This is a genomic window from Streptomyces sp. NPDC012466 (assembly GCF_042955215.1).
In the GTDB taxonomy this organism is placed as follows: Bacteria; Actinomycetota; Actinomycetes; order Streptomycetales; family Streptomycetaceae; genus Streptomyces.
In genome coordinates, this window is the sequence record NZ_JBIBEQ010000014.1 from 38,679 (window position 1) to 58,177 (window position 19,499).

16 protein-coding genes and 1 pseudogene are annotated in these 19,499 nt (G+C 72.5%); 10 read left to right on the forward strand and 7 right to left on the reverse strand.

What is annotated here, in order from left to right; all coding sequences use genetic code 11:
• Positions 1-254 precede the first annotated feature (254 nt).
• Positions 255-887, forward strand: coding sequence for a transglycosylase family protein (locus ACFY9E_RS36645; protein WP_390992031.1), 633 nt, complete (start codon positions 255-257; stop codon positions 885-887).
• A gap of 72 nt (positions 888-959) precedes the next feature.
• Here the strand turns inward: ACFY9E_RS36645 and ACFY9E_RS36650 are convergent, their stop codons facing one another.
• The 3 genes from ACFY9E_RS36650 to ACFY9E_RS36660 are packed head-to-tail and all read right to left on the reverse strand — an operon-like array spanning position 960 to position 4,812.
• Positions 960-1,601 (reverse strand): ATP-binding cassette domain-containing protein, encoded by a 642-nt coding sequence (locus ACFY9E_RS36650; RefSeq protein ID WP_390992034.1) that lies wholly within the window; start codon positions 1,599-1,601, stop codon positions 960-962.
• Positions 1,598-4,336, reverse strand: coding sequence for an ATP-binding cassette domain-containing protein (locus tag ACFY9E_RS36655; protein WP_390992037.1), 2,739 nt, complete (start codon positions 4,334-4,336; stop codon positions 1,598-1,600). The genes ACFY9E_RS36650 and ACFY9E_RS36655 overlap by 4 nt, the downstream gene beginning before the upstream one ends.
• A complete protein-coding gene (locus ACFY9E_RS36660; protein WP_390992040.1) occupies positions 4,336-4,812 on the reverse strand; it encodes a hypothetical protein in 477 nt (158 codons plus the stop codon). Before ACFY9E_RS36660 ends, ACFY9E_RS36655 begins: the two co-directional genes overlap by 1 nt.
• 144 nt (positions 4,813-4,956) lie before the next feature.
• Between ACFY9E_RS36660 and ACFY9E_RS36665 the strand changes: the two genes are divergently transcribed.
• From ACFY9E_RS36665 to ACFY9E_RS36675, 3 genes are read left to right on the forward strand one after another with little or no spacing between them, the layout of a single operon-like run.
• The gene (locus tag ACFY9E_RS36665; protein WP_390992043.1) at positions 4,957-5,517 is read left to right on the forward strand and encodes a hypothetical protein; all 561 of its coding nucleotides are present in this window, start codon (positions 4,957-4,959) and stop codon (positions 5,515-5,517) included.
• Complete coding sequence (locus ACFY9E_RS36670) at positions 5,492-6,778, forward strand: ABC transporter substrate-binding protein (protein ID WP_390992046.1); 1,287 nt, start codon at positions 5,492-5,494, stop codon at positions 6,776-6,778. The genes ACFY9E_RS36665 and ACFY9E_RS36670 overlap by 26 nt, the downstream gene beginning before the upstream one ends.
• Before the next feature lie 38 nt (positions 6,779-6,816).
• Complete coding sequence (locus tag ACFY9E_RS36675; RefSeq protein ID WP_390992047.1) at positions 6,817-7,857, forward strand: WYL domain-containing protein; 1,041 nt, start codon at positions 6,817-6,819, stop codon at positions 7,855-7,857.
• A gap of 43 nt (positions 7,858-7,900) precedes the next feature.
• Here ACFY9E_RS36675 and ctaD read toward each other — a convergent pair.
• Positions 7,901-9,427 (reverse strand): annotated as a pseudogene (gene ctaD, locus ACFY9E_RS36680) (cytochrome c oxidase subunit I); the annotation flags it as partial.
• Positions 9,428-9,854: 427 nt separating this feature from the next.
• On the opposite strand from ctaD, the gene ACFY9E_RS36685 reads away from it, so the two are divergent.
• Positions 9,855-10,070, forward strand: a complete 216-nt coding sequence (locus ACFY9E_RS36685; protein ID WP_390992050.1) for an I78 family peptidase inhibitor — start codon at positions 9,855-9,857, stop codon at positions 10,068-10,070.
• Positions 10,071-10,145: 75 nt separating this feature from the next.
• On the opposite strand, the gene ACFY9E_RS36690 is transcribed toward ACFY9E_RS36685, so the two are convergent.
• Positions 10,146-11,138 carry a phosphatase PAP2 family protein gene (locus ACFY9E_RS36690; RefSeq protein WP_390992053.1) on the reverse strand — a complete coding sequence of 331 codons (993 nt, stop codon included), beginning with the start codon at positions 11,136-11,138 and terminating at the stop codon, positions 10,146-10,148.
• A gap of 227 nt (positions 11,139-11,365) precedes the next feature.
• Positions 11,366-12,562 carry a hypothetical protein gene (locus ACFY9E_RS36695; RefSeq protein ID WP_390992055.1) on the reverse strand — a complete coding sequence of 399 codons (1,197 nt, stop codon included), beginning with the start codon at positions 12,560-12,562 and terminating at the stop codon, positions 11,366-11,368.
• A gap of 263 nt (positions 12,563-12,825) precedes the next feature.
• Between ACFY9E_RS36695 and ACFY9E_RS36700 the strand changes: the two genes are divergently transcribed.
• Both ACFY9E_RS36700 and ACFY9E_RS36705 read left to right on the forward strand, forming a co-directional pair.
• A complete protein-coding gene (locus ACFY9E_RS36700; protein WP_390992058.1) occupies positions 12,826-14,427 on the forward strand; it encodes an MFS transporter in 1,602 nt (533 codons plus the stop codon).
• A gap of 106 nt (positions 14,428-14,533) precedes the next feature.
• Positions 14,534-15,724, forward strand: a complete 1,191-nt coding sequence (locus tag ACFY9E_RS36705) for an acyl-CoA dehydrogenase family protein (protein ID WP_390992061.1) — start codon at positions 14,534-14,536, stop codon at positions 15,722-15,724.
• Between the two features lie 49 nt (positions 15,725-15,773).
• Here ACFY9E_RS36705 and ACFY9E_RS36710 read toward each other — a convergent pair whose 3' ends face one another.
• Positions 15,774-16,211, reverse strand: a complete 438-nt coding sequence (locus tag ACFY9E_RS36710; protein WP_390992064.1) for a cell division protein SepF — start codon at positions 16,209-16,211, stop codon at positions 15,774-15,776.
• A 290-nt stretch (positions 16,212-16,501) separates the two neighbouring features.
• Between ACFY9E_RS36710 and ACFY9E_RS36715 the strand changes: the two genes are divergently transcribed.
• From ACFY9E_RS36715 to ACFY9E_RS36725, 3 genes are all read left to right on the forward strand, one after another.
• Positions 16,502-17,746, forward strand: coding sequence for a DUF5685 family protein (locus tag ACFY9E_RS36715; protein WP_390992067.1), 1,245 nt, complete (start codon positions 16,502-16,504; stop codon positions 17,744-17,746).
• Positions 17,747-18,126: 380 nt separating this feature from the next.
• Entirely contained in the window at positions 18,127-18,354 is a 228-nt protein-coding gene (locus ACFY9E_RS36720) for a hypothetical protein (RefSeq protein WP_390992070.1), read from the forward strand.
• Between the two features lie 230 nt (positions 18,355-18,584).
• Entirely contained in the window at positions 18,585-19,490 is a 906-nt protein-coding gene (locus ACFY9E_RS36725; RefSeq protein WP_390992073.1) for a trypsin-like serine protease, read from the forward strand.
• The last annotated feature ends 9 nt before the right edge of the window (positions 19,491-19,499 follow it).

The following is a 19,499-nucleotide window of genomic DNA, read 5'->3' on the forward strand; positions in this document are numbered from 1 at the left end:
AATCGCCGTTACCCAGGGTATCGGTGAACTGGCCTGCTCCGACGGGCGACTGGTTGATGCCGGACCGTCGGCCTCCTTAGATTCCTCCGCCGTGTGCAACGAGCACCGCTCGGGTAACGTCCGCCGGCCGCCCGTTTCCCAGGAACCGGGCACAGCACCGCACCGGCGGACGGGGCGAGCGCGACCCACGTGCCCCATGGCGCGGGAGTGGCGTTCCGCCTGGGGGATCCCCGGGTGTTTCGAGAGGGACCTACATGTCCGAATGTGCCGACACCACTCGCTCCGACGCCCGGAAGACCCAGGTCCGTACGACGGCGGTCCTCGCCGGGGCGGCACTGCTCGCGCCCCTCGGACTGCTCGCCGCGACCGGAAACGCCGTGGCGGCCGACAGCGGAGTGTGGGACCGCATCGCCCAGTGCGAGAGCGGCGGCGACTGGCACATCAACACCGGCAACGGCTACTACGGCGGACTCCAGTTCGCCGCCTCCACCTGGAACGCCTACGGCGGCACGGCCTACGCGCCCACCGCCGACCGGGCGAGCAGGTCCCAGCAGATCGCCGTCGCCACCAAGGTCCAGCGCGCCCAGGGCTGGGGCGCCTGGCCGACCTGCTCGGCACGCGCCGGGGCGAGCGGTGGCGCACCCGCCGCCGGCCCGGTCTCCTCCACCACGACGGCCCCGGCGAAGCCGTCGAAGGCGCCGGCGCGTTCCACGGAGCACGCGGACCGCGGCGCGTCCCGCGGCGACCACACCGTCCGCCGGGGCGACACGCTGAGCGGCGTCGCCGCCCGGCACGGGACCACCTGGCAGCGTCTCTACGCCGCCAACAAGGCCGCCATCGGTGAGGATCCCGACGTGATCGTGCCCGGCCTGCGTCTCGAGTTCTGAGCCGACGCTCCCCCTCGCCGGGACACGGGCCCCGTCCGGCCGGCCGACCGGACGGGGTCTCGCCGTCCTGGATCACCCTGTGAGCTCGCCCGCCTCCCCGGCGAACACGACCGTGCCACGGCGCAGTTCGTAGACGATCGCGGGACGGTCCCGCCAAGCGGGCGGCAGTCGCTGCTCGGCGACCACCACACACGCGTCCAGCGCGCCCAGCAGCTCGTACGTCCGGGCCGCGACCGAGGGCGACATGCCCTGGGCGGGCTCGTCGACGAGCACCACGCGCGCGCGGGTCAGCAGCGCCCGGGAGAGGGCGAGCATGCGCTGCTCCCCGCCGGAGAGGGTGCCCGCGCGCCGCTCCAGCAGGGGCCGCAGCTGCGGGTAGGCGTCGAGGGCCGCGGCGTGGTCGCGCGCGGCGAGTTCGAGGTTCTCGCGCACGGTGAGCGACCCGAACACGGCCCGCCGCTCCGGCACCAGGCACAGCCCTCGCCGGGCCCGTCGGTACGCGGGGAGGCGGGTCACGTCCGTGCCGTCCCACACGACCGCGCCGCCCGACAGGGGAACCGTTCCGGCCAGGGCGCGCAGGGCGGTCGAGCGGCCGGAGCCGTTGCGGCCCAGCAGCACGGTGAGGCCCGGACCGGCAGCCGCCAGGGTGATGCCGTGCAGGGCCTCCAGGGGGCCGTAGCGCACCCGGGCGTCGCGCAGGGAGACGATCGTCATCGGCCGGCCCCCGTTCCCAGGTCGTCGAGGACCTGCCCCGGCGGGCCGGAGGCGACGATCCGGCCCGCCGCCATCACCTGCACGACATCGGCGAGACCCGCCACCAGATCCAGGTCGTGCTCCACGACCAGGAGGGCCGTGCCGTCGGCGGCCAGAGCCTTCAGGACCCGGGCCAGGGCGGTCACCTCGGCGGTGTCGAGACCGGCGGCGGGTTCGTCCAGGAGCAGGACGCGGGGGCTGCCCGCGAGAACCCGGGCCAGTTCGACGCGGCGCAGCGTCCCGGTGGGCAGCCCGGCGGCGGGCCGTGCGCGCACCGGTCCGTCGAGTCCGAGCAGTCTGAGGGTGCGCTCCACGGCCCGCGGGTCGGCCAGCCGGCCCTGCTCGGCGCCCACCCGGACGTTCTCGGCGACGGACAGCGACGGGAAGACGGCCAGTTGCTGGAAGGTCCGCGCGACACCGAGCCGGGTGCGGGTGTGGGAGGGCAGCGCGGTGATGTCCCGCCCGCCGAGACGCACGGTGCCGCGCGAGGGCCGCAGCGTCCCGGCCAGACAGTGGAACAGGGTGCTCTTCCCGGCCCCGTTGGGTCCGACGACCGCGGTGATCCGGCCGGGGGAGAGGTCCAGGTCGACCCCGTCGAGGGCGGTGAAGCCGCCGTAGTGGGCGTGGAGGTGGCGGGCGGTCAGGACGGCGGTGGCGGGCGGGGCCCCCGCGGCGGGCGGTCGGGTGTGCGCCGCACCGGGTTCGGCGGCGGCCCCGCGTGCGGCCGCTCGGTGCCGCGCGCCGCTCACACCCCAGACCCGCTCGGCTCCCGTGCGCTCGGCGCCCCGCGCCACGCCGGTCGCCCCCGTCGGCACGGGTGGCCTCCGGGCCGCCCGTGGCTCCGCGGGGCGCAGCAGCCCGCGGGCCCGGGCCCCCACCGGCGTCAGTGCCGGGGTGCGGCGCAGCCGCAGGCGTTCCGCCGCTGTGCGCAGAGCCTCGTACGGTCCGCCCGGGAAGCGGCCCACCAGGATCGCCAGGACGCCGATCAGGGCCGCCGCGACGCCGCCCCGGGTACCCGCGTCCAGCCCGACCAGGAGGGCCGCGGCGGCGAGGGCGCCGAGGGTGCTGTCGGCGCCCAGCACGACCACCGCGGCGAACCACAGCAGGCCGCGCACGGGGTCGTAGGCGGCGGCGTCGAAGGCGCGCAGGCCCATGCCGAGCATGCCGCCGCCCAGCGCCGCCAGCGCGGCACCCGCGACGAAGGCCAGCAGCTTCAGGGACGGCACCCGGACGCCCGCGGCCTGCGCACCCTCCTCGTGGTCCCGCAGGGCGGCGAGGGCCCGGCCGGTCCGCCCCCGGCGCAGCGCGTGCGTCGCCAGCAGCGCGACCCCCAGCAGGAGCAGCTCCAGCACGTAGTACGCCCGGTCCCCGTCGAAGCCCGCCGGGCGGCCCAGGGACAGGCCCGAGGTGGCGTACGGCTGGGCGAAGACGAAGCGGCTCACCCCCACGCCCACCGCGAACGTCGCCAGCGCCAGCGCCAGGCCCCGGCGGCCGATCGCCGGCCAGCCCGTCAGCAGGCCGAGCGGCGCCACCAGGACCACCGACACCGCGAGCGCCACCAGCTCCGGCAGGGCGGGCAGTCCCGGGAAGCGGCCCGCCGCCAGCAGCGCCGTGAACAGGGCGCCCAGCCCCGCGTACGCCGCCTGCCCCAGCGAGATCTGACCGCCGCGGCCGGTGACCACCACCAGGGACAGCAGGATCACGGCCAGCGCCGGCACCTGGACGGAGGTGTGCAGGTCCCGGCCGGCGAAGCCCAGCGGCAGCAGGAACAGCACCAGGACCACGATCCAGGCCCCCGGCGGCGTCGGCACCCGCGCCGATGCCGTACGCGGCAGCGCGTCCCGCTCCCCGACGCCCGGCAGCACCAGCGCCGCGACCAGCAGCGCCACGACGAACAGGTTCGTGCCCACCGCCCCGAGCAGCGGCTCGGCCCAGCCTGACGGGTGCAGCCGCGTCAGCTGGCTCTGCGCCACCCCGATGCCCAGCGCCACCACCACCGCCACCGGCAGGCTCCGCATCCGCGCGGCCACCGCGACCGCCACGACCTCCATCACGAGCAGCGACAGGCCGTACGGGTCGAGTCGCACGTACGGTGCCAGCAGCACGCCGGTCAGGCCCGCCGTGAACGCACCGAACGCCCAGCCCGTCGCCGCGACCCGGTCCGCGTCGACACCGCCCAGCACGGCGAGTCGCCGGTCGTCGACGACGGCCCGCAACTCCCGCCCGAACCGCGTCCGGCGGGTGACCGCGGTGACCCCGGCCGCCAGCACCAGTACCACCGCCAGCTGCCCCCACGGCTCGTCCGGCACCAGCACCGGCGCGTCGTCGCGCGCCCCCTGCCCCCACACCAGCGCCGCCCCGCCCACCAGCAGCACGAACACCCCGATGGACGCCACCAGCGTCTGCGCCGGATCACCGCCCAGGACCGCCAGAGGCCGGAAGACGAACCGCTCCAGGACCACACCCAGCCCGGGAGCCAGCACCAGCAGCGTCACGGCCGCCCCGAGCCACAAGGGCCAGCCCCACTCGACCACGCACTGCCGCAGCGCGTACGCGCACACCATGGCGATCGCGCCGTGCGCGAAGTTGAGCACGCCCGTCGCGCGGTACGTCACGATCAGGCCGATCCCGGTCAGCGCCGCCGCGCTGCCGACCGAGAGCCCCGCGAGGGTGAGGTCGTACGTCAGCGACGACATCAGTCGGTTTCTTCGGCCGGTTCGCAGATCGGGCAGGGGTCCAGCTCGCCGCTCGCCACCAGCTCGGAGTCCACCGGGACCGCCTCCGCCTTCCCCGCCACCAGCGGGCAGTCCGCGCGGTGCCACAGCGTGCCGCCCGGCACCATCAGCAGGTCGCCGCCGACCGCGAGCGGCGCGAGCACGGCCCGGCCGGTCTCCTCCGTCTCGTCCGGCCCGGCCGCCACCAGCAGGCCGTACAGCTCCTCCACGCGCGCGGCGGCGATCGCACCCCGGCCGTGGGCCAGCAGCACCGCCCCGGCGACGACCAGCGCGGCACCGGGAATCGTGCAGGACGCCAGGTAGGGCAGCTGCCGTTCGGCGTAACGCTCGCCGGAGACGCCGTACCAGCCGACGACGCACAGCACCGCGCCGGCGGCCAGCGCGGCCCAGCCGGCCCACAGGACGGGATGCACGCTCCGCAGTCGACTGGTCCGCATCGCTGGCTCCCACACGTCGGATGTGCTGTGCACGCGCCTGGCTGCCTGTTCAAGTCCGCCGATCGCTTGCACTATGCCCTGTGGAAGCTGACCCTGAAAGCACCGGGCGCGCATGGCCCGGACCGACACCCGGTGGTGAGCCAGATGGTTCTCGGCAGCGACCTCAAGAGGGGGAACGCGACGGGGGGTCCACGAGCCGCGGGACGGGGTACGGCGATCGCCGCCGCCCTGGTCCTGGCCCTCGCCCCGGCCCTGGCGGCCTGCAGCGACGACAGCGGCGGCAGCGCGTCCACGCCTCCCACACCGACCGCCGAGCGCACCACGAGCGCACCGGCCACCGCGCCCGCGGACCGGGCCGCCGCGGAGGCGGAGATCAAACAGAACTGGCAGAAGTTCTTCGACCCGAAGACCTCGGCCGAAGACAAGCAGGCCGTCCTGCAGAACGGCGACCGGATGGGCCCGGTCCTGCAGGCCTTCAGCGGTGACGAACGCGGCGGGCAGGTCCAGGCGAAGGTCACCAAGGTCGAGTTCACCTCGGCCACCGAGGCGGACGTGACGTACACGCTGACCCTGAAGGGCGCCACCGCCCTGCCCGACGCCTCCGGAAGCGCCGTCGAGCAGGACGGCACCTGGAAGGTGTCCGCGAAGACGCTGTGCGCATTGGTGCAACTGAGCGGCAATGCGTCACCGGTCCCGGGCTGCTGAGGCCCTGGCCGCGGCGCTGCTGCTCGCCCTGAGCGCGGCCTGCGGCAGCCGGCTACCGGAGAGCGACTTCGAGCACGACGGCCGCACCCCCGCGCCCCGCGATGCCGCGCCCCTGCGGGTCGGAATCATCACCAGCGCCACCAGCCCGGTCGGCGGCGGTGCCTTCACCGGCCCGCGCGACGGCGCCCGGGCCTTCTTCGACCGGCTCAACGCGCGCGGGGGCATCGACGGGCGCCGGGTGGAGGTGCGCCGGTGCGACGACGGCGGCAGCGGCGTCGGCAACAACGAGTGCGTCCACCGGCTCGTCGAGGAGGACAAGGTCGTCGCCCTGGTCGCCACCACCGCCCTCGACTACGCGGGCGCCTCCCGTGTCTCCCGCGCACGCGTGCCGGACATCGGCGGCCAGCCCCTCGGCAGCGCCTACGACACCTACCCGCACCTCTACGGCATCTACGGCAGCCTCGCGCCCCGTGACGGCACCCCCGGCTGGGACGGCACGCTGTACGGCGGCACCGAGGTCTACCGCTACTTCAGACGCGAGCACGGCGCCCGCACCGCCGCCGTCGTCTCCTACAACCAGTCCGCCTCGGCCGCCTACGCCCGGCTCGTCGAGCGGGGCCTGCGCGCCGAGGGCTACAAGGTCGTCACCGAGCAGGTCGACTTCGCCCTGCCCAACTTCCGTGCCGTCGCCGCCGACCTGAAGGAGCAGGGCGCCGACCTGGTGTTCGACGCCATCGACGGGCACGGCAACGCCCGGCTCTGCCAGGCCATGGACGAGGCCGGGGCCGCCGTCACCGCCAAGGTGACCAACGTGCAGAACTGGACGTCCACCGTCGCCGACGACCACAAGGACGCCCCGCGCTGCCGCAACGCCCTCTGGGCGACCGGCGCCAGCCGCAACTTCGAGGACACCGGCCACCCGGCCGTACGGGAGTTCCGCGAGGCGACCGAGGACCTGAAGACGCACTCCCAGTGGCAGCTCGAGGGGTGGGCGGCCGCGCGCTGGTTCACCGACGCGGCGAGGTCCTGCGCGCGGACGGGCATCACGCGCGCGTGCGTCGACAGCTTCATGAACCGCAGCCAGGGCTACACCGCCGGGGGGCTGCTGCTCCCCGTCCGCTTCGAACGGCTGGCAGAACCACCCAGGAGCAGCAGGTCCTGCCTGTCCGTGGCCCGCTGGCAGGACGGGAAGGGCTGGGTCGGCCAGGGGGACATGAACCGCACCTGTTTCACCGTCCCGCAACTGGCCTACCGGCCTTGAGGACAGTGGCTGTCCGCAAGGCCTGGCAGACTCGCCCCATGTTGGAGACCTCGGCCCGCCTGCTGCGTCTGCTGTCCCTGCTCCAGGCCCACCGCGAGTGGTCCGGCCCCGACCTGGCCGACCGGCTCGGCGTCAGCGCCCGCACCCTGCGCCGGGACGTGGACCGGCTGCGCGAACTCGGCTACCCGGTCAACGCCAGCCCCGGCACCGGCGGCGGGTACCAGCTGGGGGCGGGCGCCGAACTGCCGCCGCTGCTCCTGGACGACGACGAGGCCGTCGCCGTGGCGGTCGGACTGCGCACGGCCGCGGGCCAGGGCATCGAGGGCATCGGCGAGACCTCGGTCCGGGCCCTCGCCAAACTGGAGCAGGTGCTGCCCAACCGGCTGCGCCGCCGGGTGAGCGCCCTGAACGCCGTCACCGTGCCGATGCTGCGCAGCACGCTGCCCTCCTCGGTCGACCCGGCCGTGCTCACCGAACTCGCCCACCTGTGCCGGGACGCCGAGCGGCTGCGCTTCGAGTACCGCGGCCACGACGGCACGGCCACCCGCCGCAGTGTCGAACCGCACCGCCTGGTGTGCACCGAGCGCCGCTGGTACCTCGTCGCCTGGGACCTCGACCGGGACGACTGGCGCACCTTCCGCGTGGACCGCGTCACGCCCCGGCCGCCGCACGGCCCGCGGTTCGTGCCGCGCGACCCGCCCGCAGAGGACCTGGCCGCCTACGTCTCCCAGGGCGTCTCCACGCGCGCGTACGCCACCCACGCCGTCGTGCGGCTCCTGGCGCCCCTGGAGGAGGCGCTCCAGCACATCTCGCCCTCCGCCGGGGTGCTGGAGGCCGAGACCGAGAACACCTGCCTGCTGCGCTGCGGCGCCGGCAGCCTCGACGTGATGGTCATCCACGTGGTGATGCTGGGCTTCGAGTTCGAGGTGCTGGAGCCGGACGGGCTGGTCGAGGCGATCAGGAGGACTCGGGACCGGCTTGATGGCGCTTTGGCTCGGGCTGCGCAGTCACCGCCGCGTACTGCGGATGGTGCAGGTCGAACGCAGGCGACTCGGAGCGGATCCGGGGCAGCGTCGTGAAGTTGTGCCGCGGCGGCGGGCAGGCGGTCGCCCACTCCAGGGAACGGCCGAAGCCCCAGGGGTCGTCGACCTCGACCTTCTCGCCGTACTTCGCGGTCTTCCACACGTTGTAGAGGAACGGCAGCGTCGACATGCCGAGCAGGAAGGCCCCGATCGTCGACACCGTGTTGAGCGCGGTGAAGCCGTCCGCCGCGAGATAGTCCGCGTACCGGCGGGGCATGCCCTCGGCGCCCAGCCAGTGCTGCACCAGGAACGTGGTGTGGAAGCCGACGAACAGCGTCCAGAAGTGGATCTTGCCGAGCCGTTCGTCGAGCATCTTCCCGGTGAACTTGGGCCACCAGAAGTAGAAGCCCGCGAAGATCGCGAAGACGACCGTGCCGAAGACGACGTAGTGGAAGTGCGCGACCACGAAGTACGTGTCCGTCACATGGAAGTCCAGCGGCGGCGACGCCAGGATCACCCCGGTCAGCCCGCCGAACAGGAACGTCACCAGGAAGCCCGTCGCCCACAGCATCGGCGTCTCGAACGACAGCGAGCCCTTCATCATGGTGCCGGCCCAGTTGAAGATCTTCACACCCGTCGGCACCGCGATCAGGAAGCTCATGAAGGAGAAGAACGGCAGCAGCACCGCGCCGGTGGCGAACATGTGGTGCGCCCACACGATCATCGACAGGCCGGTGATCGCCATCGTCGCCCCGACCAGGGTCAGGTAGCCGAACAACGGCTTGCGGCTGAAGACCGGGATGATCTCCGTGATGATGCCGAAGAACGGCAGCGCGATGATGTACACCTCGGGGTGGCCGAAGAACCAGAACAGGTGCTGCCACAGGATCGCCCCGCCGTTGGCCGCGTCGAACACCTGCGAGCCGAACCGCCGGTCCGCCTCCAGCACCAGCAGCGCCGCCGCCAGCACCGGGAACGCCATCAGGATCAGGATGGACGTGAACAGGGTGTTCCACACGAAGATCGGCATCCGGAACATCGTCATGCCCGGGGCGCGCATCCCGATGATCGTGGTGATGAAGTTGACCGCGCCGAGGATCGTGCCGAAGCCCGACAGCGCCAGCCCCATGATCCACAGGTCGGCCCCGATGCCCGGCGTGCGCTCCGCGCTGTTGAGCGGGGCATAGGCGGTCCAGCCGAAGTCCGCCGGCCCGGAGGGCACCAGCAGCGAGCCGAGCACGATCAGCCCGCCGAACAGGAACAGCCAGTACGAGAACATGTTCAGCCGTGGGAAGGCGACGTCGGGCGCGCCGATCTGCAACGGCATCAGCTCGTTCGCGAAGCCCGCGAAGGTCGGGGTGGCGAACAGCAGCAGCATGATCGTGCCGTGCAGCGTGAACGCCTGGTTGAACTGCTCGTTGTCGATGATCTGAAGGCCCGGACGGGCCAGTTCGGCGCGCATCAGCAGCGCCATCACCCCGGCGACCATGAAGAACAGGAACGACGTGATCAGGTAGAGATGGCCGATCTTCTTGTGGTCCGTCGTCGTCAGCCAGTCGACCACCACCCGCCCGTGCCGCGTGCGCGGCGCGTGCGGTGCCGCCGCCTGTACGGTCTGCGTCCCCATCGCTCGCTCGCCCCTTCGCTCATCGCGTCCCGGGCCCGCCGTAGCCCGCGCCTCCACGAACCCGCGAGCTCACGCCATGATGCTCGCGTCACCGCGCGCTCCGACAGGGGGCGTACCGGCCTCTTCGCGCCGAAGCCATGCATTTCCCGAAGCGCGCCGGCTCCGCCTGACGGGTGCGGAACCGTAAAGGAAAGGAGTCCCCAAGGCACTTCTCCCGGCACTTTCCGCGGGGCCTTTCCATGAGCTCACGTGACACGCGGAAATGACGGTCGAATGCCTGCGGAAGGCGTACGGAACCGCTCGTCCGTGTGACGGACGGCGCCCGAAACGCCTGTCGTGATCTTGTGACAGAAGCGTGACCGGGGGCGGACAGTGACCGGGCGGGCCCGGACTTCCACGGTCGCCGGGCAGGACATAGCGTGGCGGCATGGCATCCAATCCGACACCTTCCGCGGAACCCGACGACAGCCCGGACACCTATGTCGGCCTGGAGGCCGGCCGGGCCGAACACCTCGCGCGTGAGCGGGGCTGGCCGACCGTGCGCTCGCTGCCGCCGGGGGCGATCATCACGATGGAGTACCGCGTGGGCCGGCTGAACTTCGAGGTCAGGGGCGGCCGGGTGGCGCGGGCCTGGAAGGGCTGAGACAGGGCGAAGGCCCCGGTTCCGCTGGGAACCGGGGCCTTCGCCCTGCCGGTCGGGGTGCGCACCGTCCCGTGCTCAGCCGCCGGTCAGAGGTCGGGCCGAGGGGGTCGAACCGCGCGGATGGCGCTCCGGGTGCGGCGGGCGGCGACTGCCGGCCGGGGTGACCGGAGTGCGCTCGGAGCGGGTCGTGTGCGGGCCCGGCGCCAGGTAGACCGGGGTCCGGGGGGAGCGGGCCGCGACGTCCTCTCGCTCGGGCAGCGGCGTGACCGACACGGGCGGCGCGCCGGCCGGGACGGCCGAGGTGCCTCGCCCGCGGGCCCGCAGCCGGTCGCGCAGGTCGAAGATCCAGGCCTCGGCCCGGGCGATCAGCGGCTCGAACCACGGCAGGCCCAGCAGGATCAGCAGGCCGGCGGTCCAGCCGAGCAGCACGTCGCTCAGCCAGTGCGTACCGAGGTAGACGGTGGCCATCCCCACGCCGAGCGAGGTCACCGCGGACACGGCGGACAGCCAGCGCTGCGCTCTCGCGCCGGAGGCCAGGTAGGCCAGGATTCCCCAGGTCACCACGGCGTTGGCGGTGTGACCGCTCGGAAATATATCGCCGCCGAGCCACATCTCGTTCGCGCCGATGGTGGTCGCGTAGTGCGGCCCCAGGCGGCCCATGCCGTACTTGGCGGCGCCGACCGTGATGTTCAGCAGCAGCAGCGAGACGCCGAGGGCGAGCAGCGGCCGCAGGGTGTGCTGCCGCCAGGAGCGCCAGCCCAGCCAGGCCGCGACCATCACGGCGGTCGGGCCGCGCTGTCCGAGGACCACGTAGTAGTCGACGAACCAGTGGATCTCCGACCACTGCTGGTACGGGCGGAAGAACATGACCTGCCAGTCGAGCCGGACCAGCCAGGACGTGATCACCACGGCCCACACGATCGCGCCGTAGAAGGCCAGGGTCGCCGCGAAGAGCACGATGCGGTGCCTGCTCATCTTCGGCACATCGATGTGGGCCGGTCGTTCCGGCTCACGGTCCAGCCGGGCGAACACCCGGTCCAGACGGGTGAGCTTCGGTTCGGTACGCACCCAATCGACGTTACAGCGAGTGAGCTCAGATCCCGTGCGAATCAACGGCTTTGTGATGACGATGTGATGTGGGATTCCTCTCAGGAGGAGGTTTATTTCCACCGAATCTGCTATCGCCTGGGGCTGCGGCCTTCAATTCCTTTGATCATTCCGGATGCGCGTTTTATTGCGCTTTTGAATTCGTTCACCCGGGCATGGTGCGGAATTCCCCTGGCGCTCACAGCGGGTCAGGGCGGGCCGGAGCCGTTCAGCCAGAACGCCCCGTACACCGCGGAGACCACCCCGACGGCCCCGAGTATCGCCGCTGACCTGCGCGTTCGTGTCTTCGCCAGGGCCAGTGCGAGGGGCAGCAGCAGCGGGAAGGCGGGCATCAGCAGACGCGGTTTCGAGCCGAAGTAGCTCGACGCGCACAGGGCGAGCGCCGTCACGATCCCCGTGTAGACCAGCAGCGGCAGCGGCTGGCGCTGACGTACTCCGGCCACATACAGCCAGACGACTGACGCGACCCCCAGGATCAGCCCCACACCGGCCAGGGCCGACGGGAACGACGTGAACTTGTCGGCGACGAACCGGCCGAAGGCGTAACCGCCGTCGAAGCCGTTGCGCCACCCGGCCTGGACGTCGAGATAGCCCAGCGGGCCCCTGCCGGTGTGATGCCCGACCCAGAGCACGTAGCCGGTGGCGCCGAGGGGAGCCAGGAGCATGCCGAGGAAGCGCCGGGCGCGGGTCCCGGGCGCACCGGGGCGTGGCGCGCCCGGTGCGCCGTCCGGCTCGGCCGCACCTCTCTCCTCTACGAAGGAGGCCACCGCCGTCACCCACACCGCCGCCACCACGGCCAGTCCCACCGGACGGGTCAGCCCCGCCGACAGGGCCAGCGCGCCCGCCGTCACCCAGCGGCCGGTCAGGACCGCGTACAGCGACCAGGCCGCGAGTGCCGTGAACAGCGCCTCGCTGTACGCCATCGACTGCACGATCCCCACCGGCAGGACGGCCCAGAGCAGCACCGCGCACACCCCGGCCCGGCGGCCGTACACATGGTCCGCCACGGCGAAGACGCCCCAGGCGGCGGCGAGCGAGGCGCACAGGCTGACCAGGAACCCCCCGTCCGCGTACGACAGCGGCGACACCGCCGCCACCAGCCGCTCCAGCCAGGGCAGCAGCGGGAAGAACGCCAGGTTCGAGTGCACGTCCCCGTTCGCCAGGCGCACCTCGTAGCCGTAGCCGAGCTCGGCGACCCTGACGTACCAGAGCGCGTCCCAGCGGGCCGTCAGCAGTGTGTACGCGTTCTTGTCCCGCGCCGCGCTCCACAGGAACAGGGCGAGCAGGCCCAGGGCGCGGACGGCCGCGTACCCGGCGAGCGCCGGGGCCGCCCGGCGCAGGGCCCCGGCGCGGGACGGGGCCGCGCGCGTCTCAAGATCGGTCACGGCCCCGATTATCGACCCGGGCCGCAACCGTCCGGCCGCCCGGGGCGTCGACGAGGTCGAGGGCAGTGGCGTACGCCACATCCGTCCGCTGGAGGTGTGAGAGGTCCGCCACTGGCCTCCGGCGGGGACTCGCGTACGCTGACGTGTCACTCGCTTTTCGTTTGCGCGGGCCGGAGACCACCGCTCCTCTCCGGCCGAGTCGCGGGGGCGTCCCCCACCCCGTGAGCCCGCCGATCGCGAGGGAACATCTGGGAGGTACGTACATGTCCGGGACGACCACGGCCGCCGCTGCGCTGCGCCGTCGGGCGGCCGGGGCCGGTGCCGACCGCTGGGTGGTTCTCGTCGTCCTCTGCGCCAGCCTGCTGCTGGTCGCCGTCGACGCCACCGTGCTGCACGTGGCGGTCCCCGCCGTCACCGAGGACCTGAAGCCCGGCGGGATGGAGCTGCTCTGGATCGTCGACGTCTACCCACTGGTCTGCGCCTCGCTGCTGATCCTGTTCGGCACCCTGGGCGACCGCATCGGCCGCCGGAGAGTCCTGCTCCTCGGATACACGCTGTTCGGCGTCGCCTCGGGCCTAGCCGCCCTGGCCCACAGCGCCGAGGTGCTGATCGTGGCGCGGGCGCTGCTCGGCGTGGGCGGCGCGATGATCATGCCCGCGACCCTGTCGATCCTGCGGCAGGTCTTCCCGGACCGGCGCGAGCGGGCGCTCGCGATCGGCATCTGGAGCGCCGTGGCCGCGGTGGGCGCGGCGGTCGGGCCACTGCTCGGCGGCTTCCTGCTGGAGCACTTCTGGTGGGGGTCGGTCTTCCTCGTCAACATTCCGTTGATGCTGGTCAGTCTCCCGGTGGGACGACTGCTGCTGCCCGAGTCGAAGGGCGACCGCGAGGGCCCCTGGGACGTCGTGGGCGCGCTGATGGCGGCGGCCGGGCTGTTCGGTGTGGTGCTGGGCGTGAAGCGGCTCGGCAGCGGGGGGTCGGTGGGGAGCCTGCTCACCGTGCTGCCGTTGGTGGTGGGCGCGCTCCTGCTGGCCGGTTTCGTCCGGCGGCAGCGACGGCGGACCTATCCGCTGGTGGACCTCAAGATGTTCGCCCGGCCGGCGTTCAGCACATCCGTCGGGTGCATCGTGCTGGCGATGCTCGCGCTGGTCGGCCTGGAACTGATCGCGGCGCAGTACCTGCAACTGGTGCTCGGGCTGTCGCCGCTGGAGACCGGGCTGCGGCTGCTGCCGCTGACGTTCGCGGCGATGGCGGCCGGGCTGGCCGGGGCGCGGATGCTGCGGCGGTTCGGGCCGCGGCGGATGGTGTGCACCGGGTTCTGCCTCACGGCGTTCGCGGTGGTGCTGCTGACGGCGCTGGGCCGGACGGACGAGTGCGCGCTGATGGTGAGCGGGTTCGTGCTGCTCGGCTTCGGGCTGGAGACGACGCTGTTCGGGGCCTACGAGTCGATGCTGAGCGAGGCGCCGCAGGAGCAGGCCGGTGGGGCGGCGGCGATCGGGGAGACGTCGTACCAGCTCGGAGCCGGGATCGGGATCGCGCTGCTCGGCACGGTGATGAACGCGGCCTACGCGCCCGGGCTGTCGGGCGTTCCGGGGGTCCCTGCCTCGGCGTCCGCGTCCGCGGGGCATTCGCTGGGGGAGGCGTACGAGGTCGCCGCGCGGCTGGGCGGGTCCGCCGGTGCCGCGTTGCGCCATGCAGCCCGGGACGCGTTCGTGCACGGGCTGCATGTGACGTTGCTGGTGAGCGCCGGACTGCTGCTGCTCGGCGCGGTGATGGCCCTGCGGCTGCCGCGGGTCATGCAGTGCGAGCCGGGTCCGGTGGACCTGCCCGCCCCCAGGGACGCGGCGGACTCACGCGTCTCGGTGTGACGCACACCCCCACTCCCGGTGTGCGGCTACGGGTGGTGCCGGGGTGGGTGGGCGTCGTAGCGTCTGGTTAGCGGTGCTAGTTAAAGAGTCTCGGAGGGTGTCGATCATGTCCGGTTCGTCCAAGCTGCCTCCCTTCGATCCCGCCGATCCCCTCGGTCTGGACGACCTGCTGGAGCCGGAGGACCTCGGGATCAGGGACACGGTGCGGGCCTGGGCCGCCGACCGGGTGCTGCCCCATGTCGCCGAGTGGTACGAGAAGGGGGAGCTGCCGGGCATCCGGGAGCTGGCCAAGGAGCTCGGCGGCATCGGCGCCCTCGGGATGTCGCTCGACGGGTACGGCTGCGCCGGGGCGTCCGCCGTGCAGTACGGACTCGCCTGCCTGGAACTGGAGGCCGCCGACTCCGGCATCCGTTCCCTCGTCTCCGTGCAGGGCTCCCTCGCCATGTACGCCCTTCACCGGTTCGGCAGCGAGGAACAGAAGCAGCGGTGGCTGCCCCGCATGGCCGCCGGCGAGGTCATCGGCTGCTTCGGGCTGACCGAGCCCGACCACGGCTCCGACCCGGCCTCCATGCGGACGTACGCCAAGCGCGACGGCTCCGACTGGATTCTCAACGGCCGCAAGATGTGGATCACCAACGGGTCGGTCGCCGGAGTCGCGGTGGTGTGGGCGCAGACCGACGACGGCATCCGCGGCTTCGCGGTGCCCACCGACAGTGACGGATTCTCCGCACCCGAGATCAAGCACAAGTGGTCCCTGAGGGCCTCGGTCACCAGCGAGCTCGTACTCGACGACGTCCGGCTGCCCGCCGATGCCGTCCTCCCGGAGGTCACCGGTCTGCGCGGGCCCCTCAGCTGTCTCTCCCACGCCCGCTACGGAATCGTCTGGGGCGCCATGGGCGCGGCCCGCAGCAGTTTCGAGGCCGCGGTCGACTACGCGAAGTCACGGGAGCAGTTCGGGCGGCCCATCGGCGGCTTCCAGCTCACCCAGGCCAAACTCGCCGACATGGCGGTCGAACTGCACAAGGGGATTCTGCTCGCCCATCATCTGGGGCGGCGTATGGACGCCGGCCGCCTGCGTCCCGAGCAGGTCAGCTTCGGCAAGCTCAACAACGTCCGGGAAGCGATCGAGATCTGCCGCACGGCCCGGACCATTCTCGGCGCCAACGGGATCTCGCTCGAATATCCCGTGATGCGGCACGCCACCAACCTCGAGTCGGTGCTCACCTATGAGGGCACCGTCGAGATGCACCAGCTCGTGCTGGGCAAGGCGCTCACCGGACTCGACGCCTTCCGGTAGACCGGTCCGGTAACCCTGCGCGGGGGCAGGGCCGGTGAGCGGCCCTGCCTCAGCTCTGGTTGAAGAAGCCGTCCGCGCGGTGCGCGGCCGGGTCGCCGTTGACGATCTCGGTGTTGGCCGGGGTCAGCAGGAACACGCGGGTCGACACTCTCTCGATCGAACCGCGCAGGCCGAAGATCAGCCCGGCCGCGAAGTCGACCACGCGCTTGGCGTCGGAGGCCTCCATGGCCGTGAGGTTCATGATGACCGGCACGCCCTCGCGGAACAGCTCGCCGATGGCGCGTGCGTCCCGGAAGCTGTCCGGGGTCACCGTGCCGATGCGGCGGCCCCTCTCCTCGGCGACGTCCGAGGCCACCTTGACGCGCGGATCAGTGACCCAGGCCTCCCCGGGCTCGGTCCCGTCGGAGTAGTCGTCGTCGTAGTAACGCTCGTCTTCGTTGTCGTCGACGAGGCCAAGCCAGGCACTTGCCTTGCGTACCGATCCCATGGACGCCTCCTCTCACAGCGGTCTTTCTGCTTTCCGCATCCCTATGGTCGTCCATGATGCGGATGGCGCGCCAAGTGGATAGACGCCGCACGGGGGGTTTGTGACGGTACTGGTGCACAGCGAATCCGTCGAGAGTCCGTGTGTCCCAAGGGCCGTTTCCCAAACGGCTGCTGACTGTGAGTGAAATATGATTCTTCTCGGCGTACGGGTGACGGCCGGGGCGTACGGGTGAATGCGCGGACCGATACGATGCCGCAGCTCAGCATCGTTACGAAGCTCGGGGGAGCGTTGTGTTCGGAATCGTCAGGCCCTGTAGACACCGGCTCGGAGAGAAGCTCACAAGCCAGTGGATGGCGCATTTGTGCGGGCTCTGCCTCGCGCTGCGCGGTGACCACGGACAGCTCGCGCGGATAGTGACGAACTATGACGGACTGCTCATATCGGTTTTGACGGAGGCTCAGACGGAGAGTGACGGTGCCGGGCGGCGAACGGCCGGACCGTGCCCGCTGCGTGGCATGCGCACCGCCTCCGTCGCGCACGGCGAGGGGGCCCGGCTGGCGGCGGCCGTCTCCCTGGTGCTGGCCTCGGCGAAGGTACGCGACCACGTCACCGACGGTGACGGGCTGTTGGCCCGCAAGCCGGTGGCGCGTGCCGCGCGCCGGGTCGCCGCGAGCTGGGACACGGCCGGCGCCCGGACCGGCACCGCCGTGGGATTCGACACCGCCCTCCTGGTCGACGCCGTGGACCGGCAGGCCGGGATCGAGGCGCTGGCCGGCCCCGGGACGCCGCTCCTGACGGTCACCGAACCGACCGAGACCGCGACCGCCGCCGCCTTCGCACACACGGCGATCCTCGCCGGCCGGCCGCGGAACGCCCAGCCGCTCGCCGAGGCCGGACGGCTCTTCGGGCGCCTCGCGCATCTGCTGGACGCTGTGGAGGACCGGCATGCCGACGCCGCGTCAGGCGCCTGGAACCCGATCGACGCGACCGGCACCTCCCTCGCGGAGGTCCGCCGGATCGCCGACGACGCGGTGCACGGCGTCCGGCTGGCGTTGCGCGACGTCGAGTTCACCGACGCACAGCTCGTCCATCTGCTGCTCGTGCACGAACTGCGGCGCTCGGTGGACCGGGCCTTCGGCACGGTGCCGGTGTGCGCCTCCCACCAGGGCGGCGGGCCCTACGGGCAGCAGGGCCCCCACGGACAGCAGCCGCCGGGGCCCTACGGCTCCCCGCAGCACCCGTACGCGGGCGGGGGCGGGAATCCGTACGCCGGTGGCGGAGGGGCGTACGGCGGAGACGGGTTCGGTGGCGGCGGTTTCGGCGGAGGCGGTTTCGGTGGAGGCGCGCCGGTGCCGCAGCCGCCCCGCCGGCGTGGGTTCTGGGCCGGCTGCGGGATGTTCTGGCTGCTGTGCTGCACCTGCAAGCTGTGCTGCGCCAAGGAGTACGAGGGGCCGTGGTCCCGGAAGAAGCGCGAAGGTGCCTGCCGGGACTGCGACTGCGACGGGTGCGACTGCTGCTGCTCCTGCGACTGCTGACCCGCTGCTCCTGCGAGTGCTGACCCGCCCCGTGTGAACAGGGCCGCCCGTGTGACGACGGACGTATCCCAGGGCAGGCAGCGGTGGCACGAGCGGCGCGTCGCGTCGATGTGGACTCCGAGCGAACCGCTCGCGCTCGCCGACGCCCTCCCCCAGGCTCGGGGACTATCCGGACGGTTGACTTCCGGACATCCCCGGGTCCTGGCGGGCCGGCGGCGACGCGGTCGGCCGACCGCTCCGGAGGCGGACGGGCTCACCGTGGACGGGCAGCCCTTCGACGGTGAGGTGCGGCTCGCGGCCGACCCGGGCTCCGTAAGCGGCGCTTGGGTGGCGCACGGCGAGGCACGGCTGGTCGTGCCGGTGCGCGAGAGGGCGGGGGCGTGCGCGACCGCGCCCCGGAGTCCGCCGCGCGCCGGGTGTTCCGCGGCCTCGGGGTCACGCGTGCGACCCGCGCCGGGCGGCGTCGGGGCGCTTCACGCCGTACGGCACCGGTCGCACGCTCAGGGGACGAACGCCACCTCCTCGCCGACCACTTCGTCCGGACCTTCCCGCCGCCGGGGAACGCGCCGGAGGTCGAGGTCGTGGCGATGGAGCGCACGTTGGTGTGAGGTGCGGACGGGGGCCCGGAGGCCGGCCGCGGGGCGGGCTTCGTAAAGAACCCCCAAAGATTGAAGTCCGAAAGGCCCTCTTGCGCCGACCGGCCGTTCGGCCGAATACTCCCCCTCAGCGCTTGTCAGGGGCACGGCGTGTTCGGAATCCGGACAGCTGGTCTCTGACTGCGCCTCACGGGCCCGCAACCCCACGAGGGCCCCCGACTTCCTTTGTGGAGGAACGAAAAGTGAGGATCAAGCGCACCACCCCCCGCAGTGGCATTTCGAGACGGACCCGGCTGATCGCCGTTTCCACCGGCCTCGTCGCCGCCGCAGCGATCGCGATCCCCAGCGCGAACGCCTCCGACACCCCCACCACCTTCAGCGCCGCCGAACTCAAGAGTGCCAGCGGTTCCTTGCTGAAGGCCGACGTCCCGGGCACCGCCTGGGCCGTCGACAGCAAGACCGACCGCGTGCTCCTGACCGTCGACAGCACGGTCACCCAGTCCGAGATAGCGAAGATCAAGCAGCAGGCCGGCGCCAACGCCGACGCGCTCACGATCAAGCGCGTCCCCGGCAAGTTCAGCAAGCTCATCCAGGGCGGCGACGCCATCTATGCGAGTAGCTGGCGCTGCTCGCTCGGCTTCAACGTCCGTGCCAGCAACGGCACCGAGTACTTCCTGACCGCCGGTCACTGCACCGACGGCGCGGGCACCTGGTACTCCAACTCCGGCCGCACCACGGTCATCGGCTCGACCGCCGGCTCCAGCTTCCCCGGCAACGACTACGGTCTCGTGCGCTACAGCGGGTCCGTCAGCCGCCCCGGCACCGCGAACGGCGTGGACATCACGCGCGCGGCCACCCCGAGCGTGGGCACCACCGTCATCCGCGACGGGTCCACGACCGGTACGCACAGCGGCCGTGTCACCGCCCTCAACGCCACCGTCAACTACGGCGGCGGCGACATCGTCTCCGGCCTGATCCAGACCACCGTCTGCGCCGAGCCCGGTGACTCCGGCGGTTCGCTCTACGGCAGCAACGGCACGGCGTACGGTCTGACCTCCGGCGGCAGCGGCAACTGCTCCTCCGGCGGCACGACGTTCTTCCAGCCCGTCACGGAGGCCCTGAGCGCCTACGGCGTCAGCGTCTACTAGGCCCCCCGG

Bases quoted from the DNA above. Each gene is read 5' to 3' on its own strand.
- ACFY9E_RS36645 (WP_390992031.1), top strand. From the start codon at position 255: ATGTCCGAATGTGCCGACACCACTCGCTCCGACGCCCGGAAGACCCAG.
- ACFY9E_RS36650 (WP_390992034.1), bottom strand. From the start codon at position 1,601: ATGACGATCGTCTCCCTGCGCGACGCCCGGGTGCGCTACGGCCCCCTG.
- ACFY9E_RS36655 (WP_390992037.1), bottom strand. From the start codon at position 4,336: ATGTCGTCGCTGACGTACGACCTCACCCTCGCGGGGCTCTCGGTCGGC.
- ACFY9E_RS36660 (WP_390992040.1), bottom strand. From the start codon at position 4,812: ATGCGGACCAGTCGACTGCGGAGCGTGCATCCCGTCCTGTGGGCCGGC.
- ACFY9E_RS36665 (WP_390992043.1), top strand. From the start codon at position 4,957: ATGGTTCTCGGCAGCGACCTCAAGAGGGGGAACGCGACGGGGGGTCCA.
- ACFY9E_RS36670 (WP_390992046.1), top strand. From the start codon at position 5,492: ATGCGTCACCGGTCCCGGGCTGCTGAGGCCCTGGCCGCGGCGCTGCTG.
- ACFY9E_RS36675 (WP_390992047.1), top strand. From the start codon at position 6,817: ATGTTGGAGACCTCGGCCCGCCTGCTGCGTCTGCTGTCCCTGCTCCAG.
- ACFY9E_RS36685 (WP_390992050.1), top strand. From the start codon at position 9,855: ATGGCATCCAATCCGACACCTTCCGCGGAACCCGACGACAGCCCGGAC.
- ACFY9E_RS36700 (WP_390992058.1), top strand. From the start codon at position 12,826: ATGTCCGGGACGACCACGGCCGCCGCTGCGCTGCGCCGTCGGGCGGCC.
- ACFY9E_RS36705 (WP_390992061.1), top strand. From the start codon at position 14,534: ATGTCCGGTTCGTCCAAGCTGCCTCCCTTCGATCCCGCCGATCCCCTC.
- ACFY9E_RS36710 (WP_390992064.1), bottom strand. From the start codon at position 16,211: ATGGGATCGGTACGCAAGGCAAGTGCCTGGCTTGGCCTCGTCGACGAC.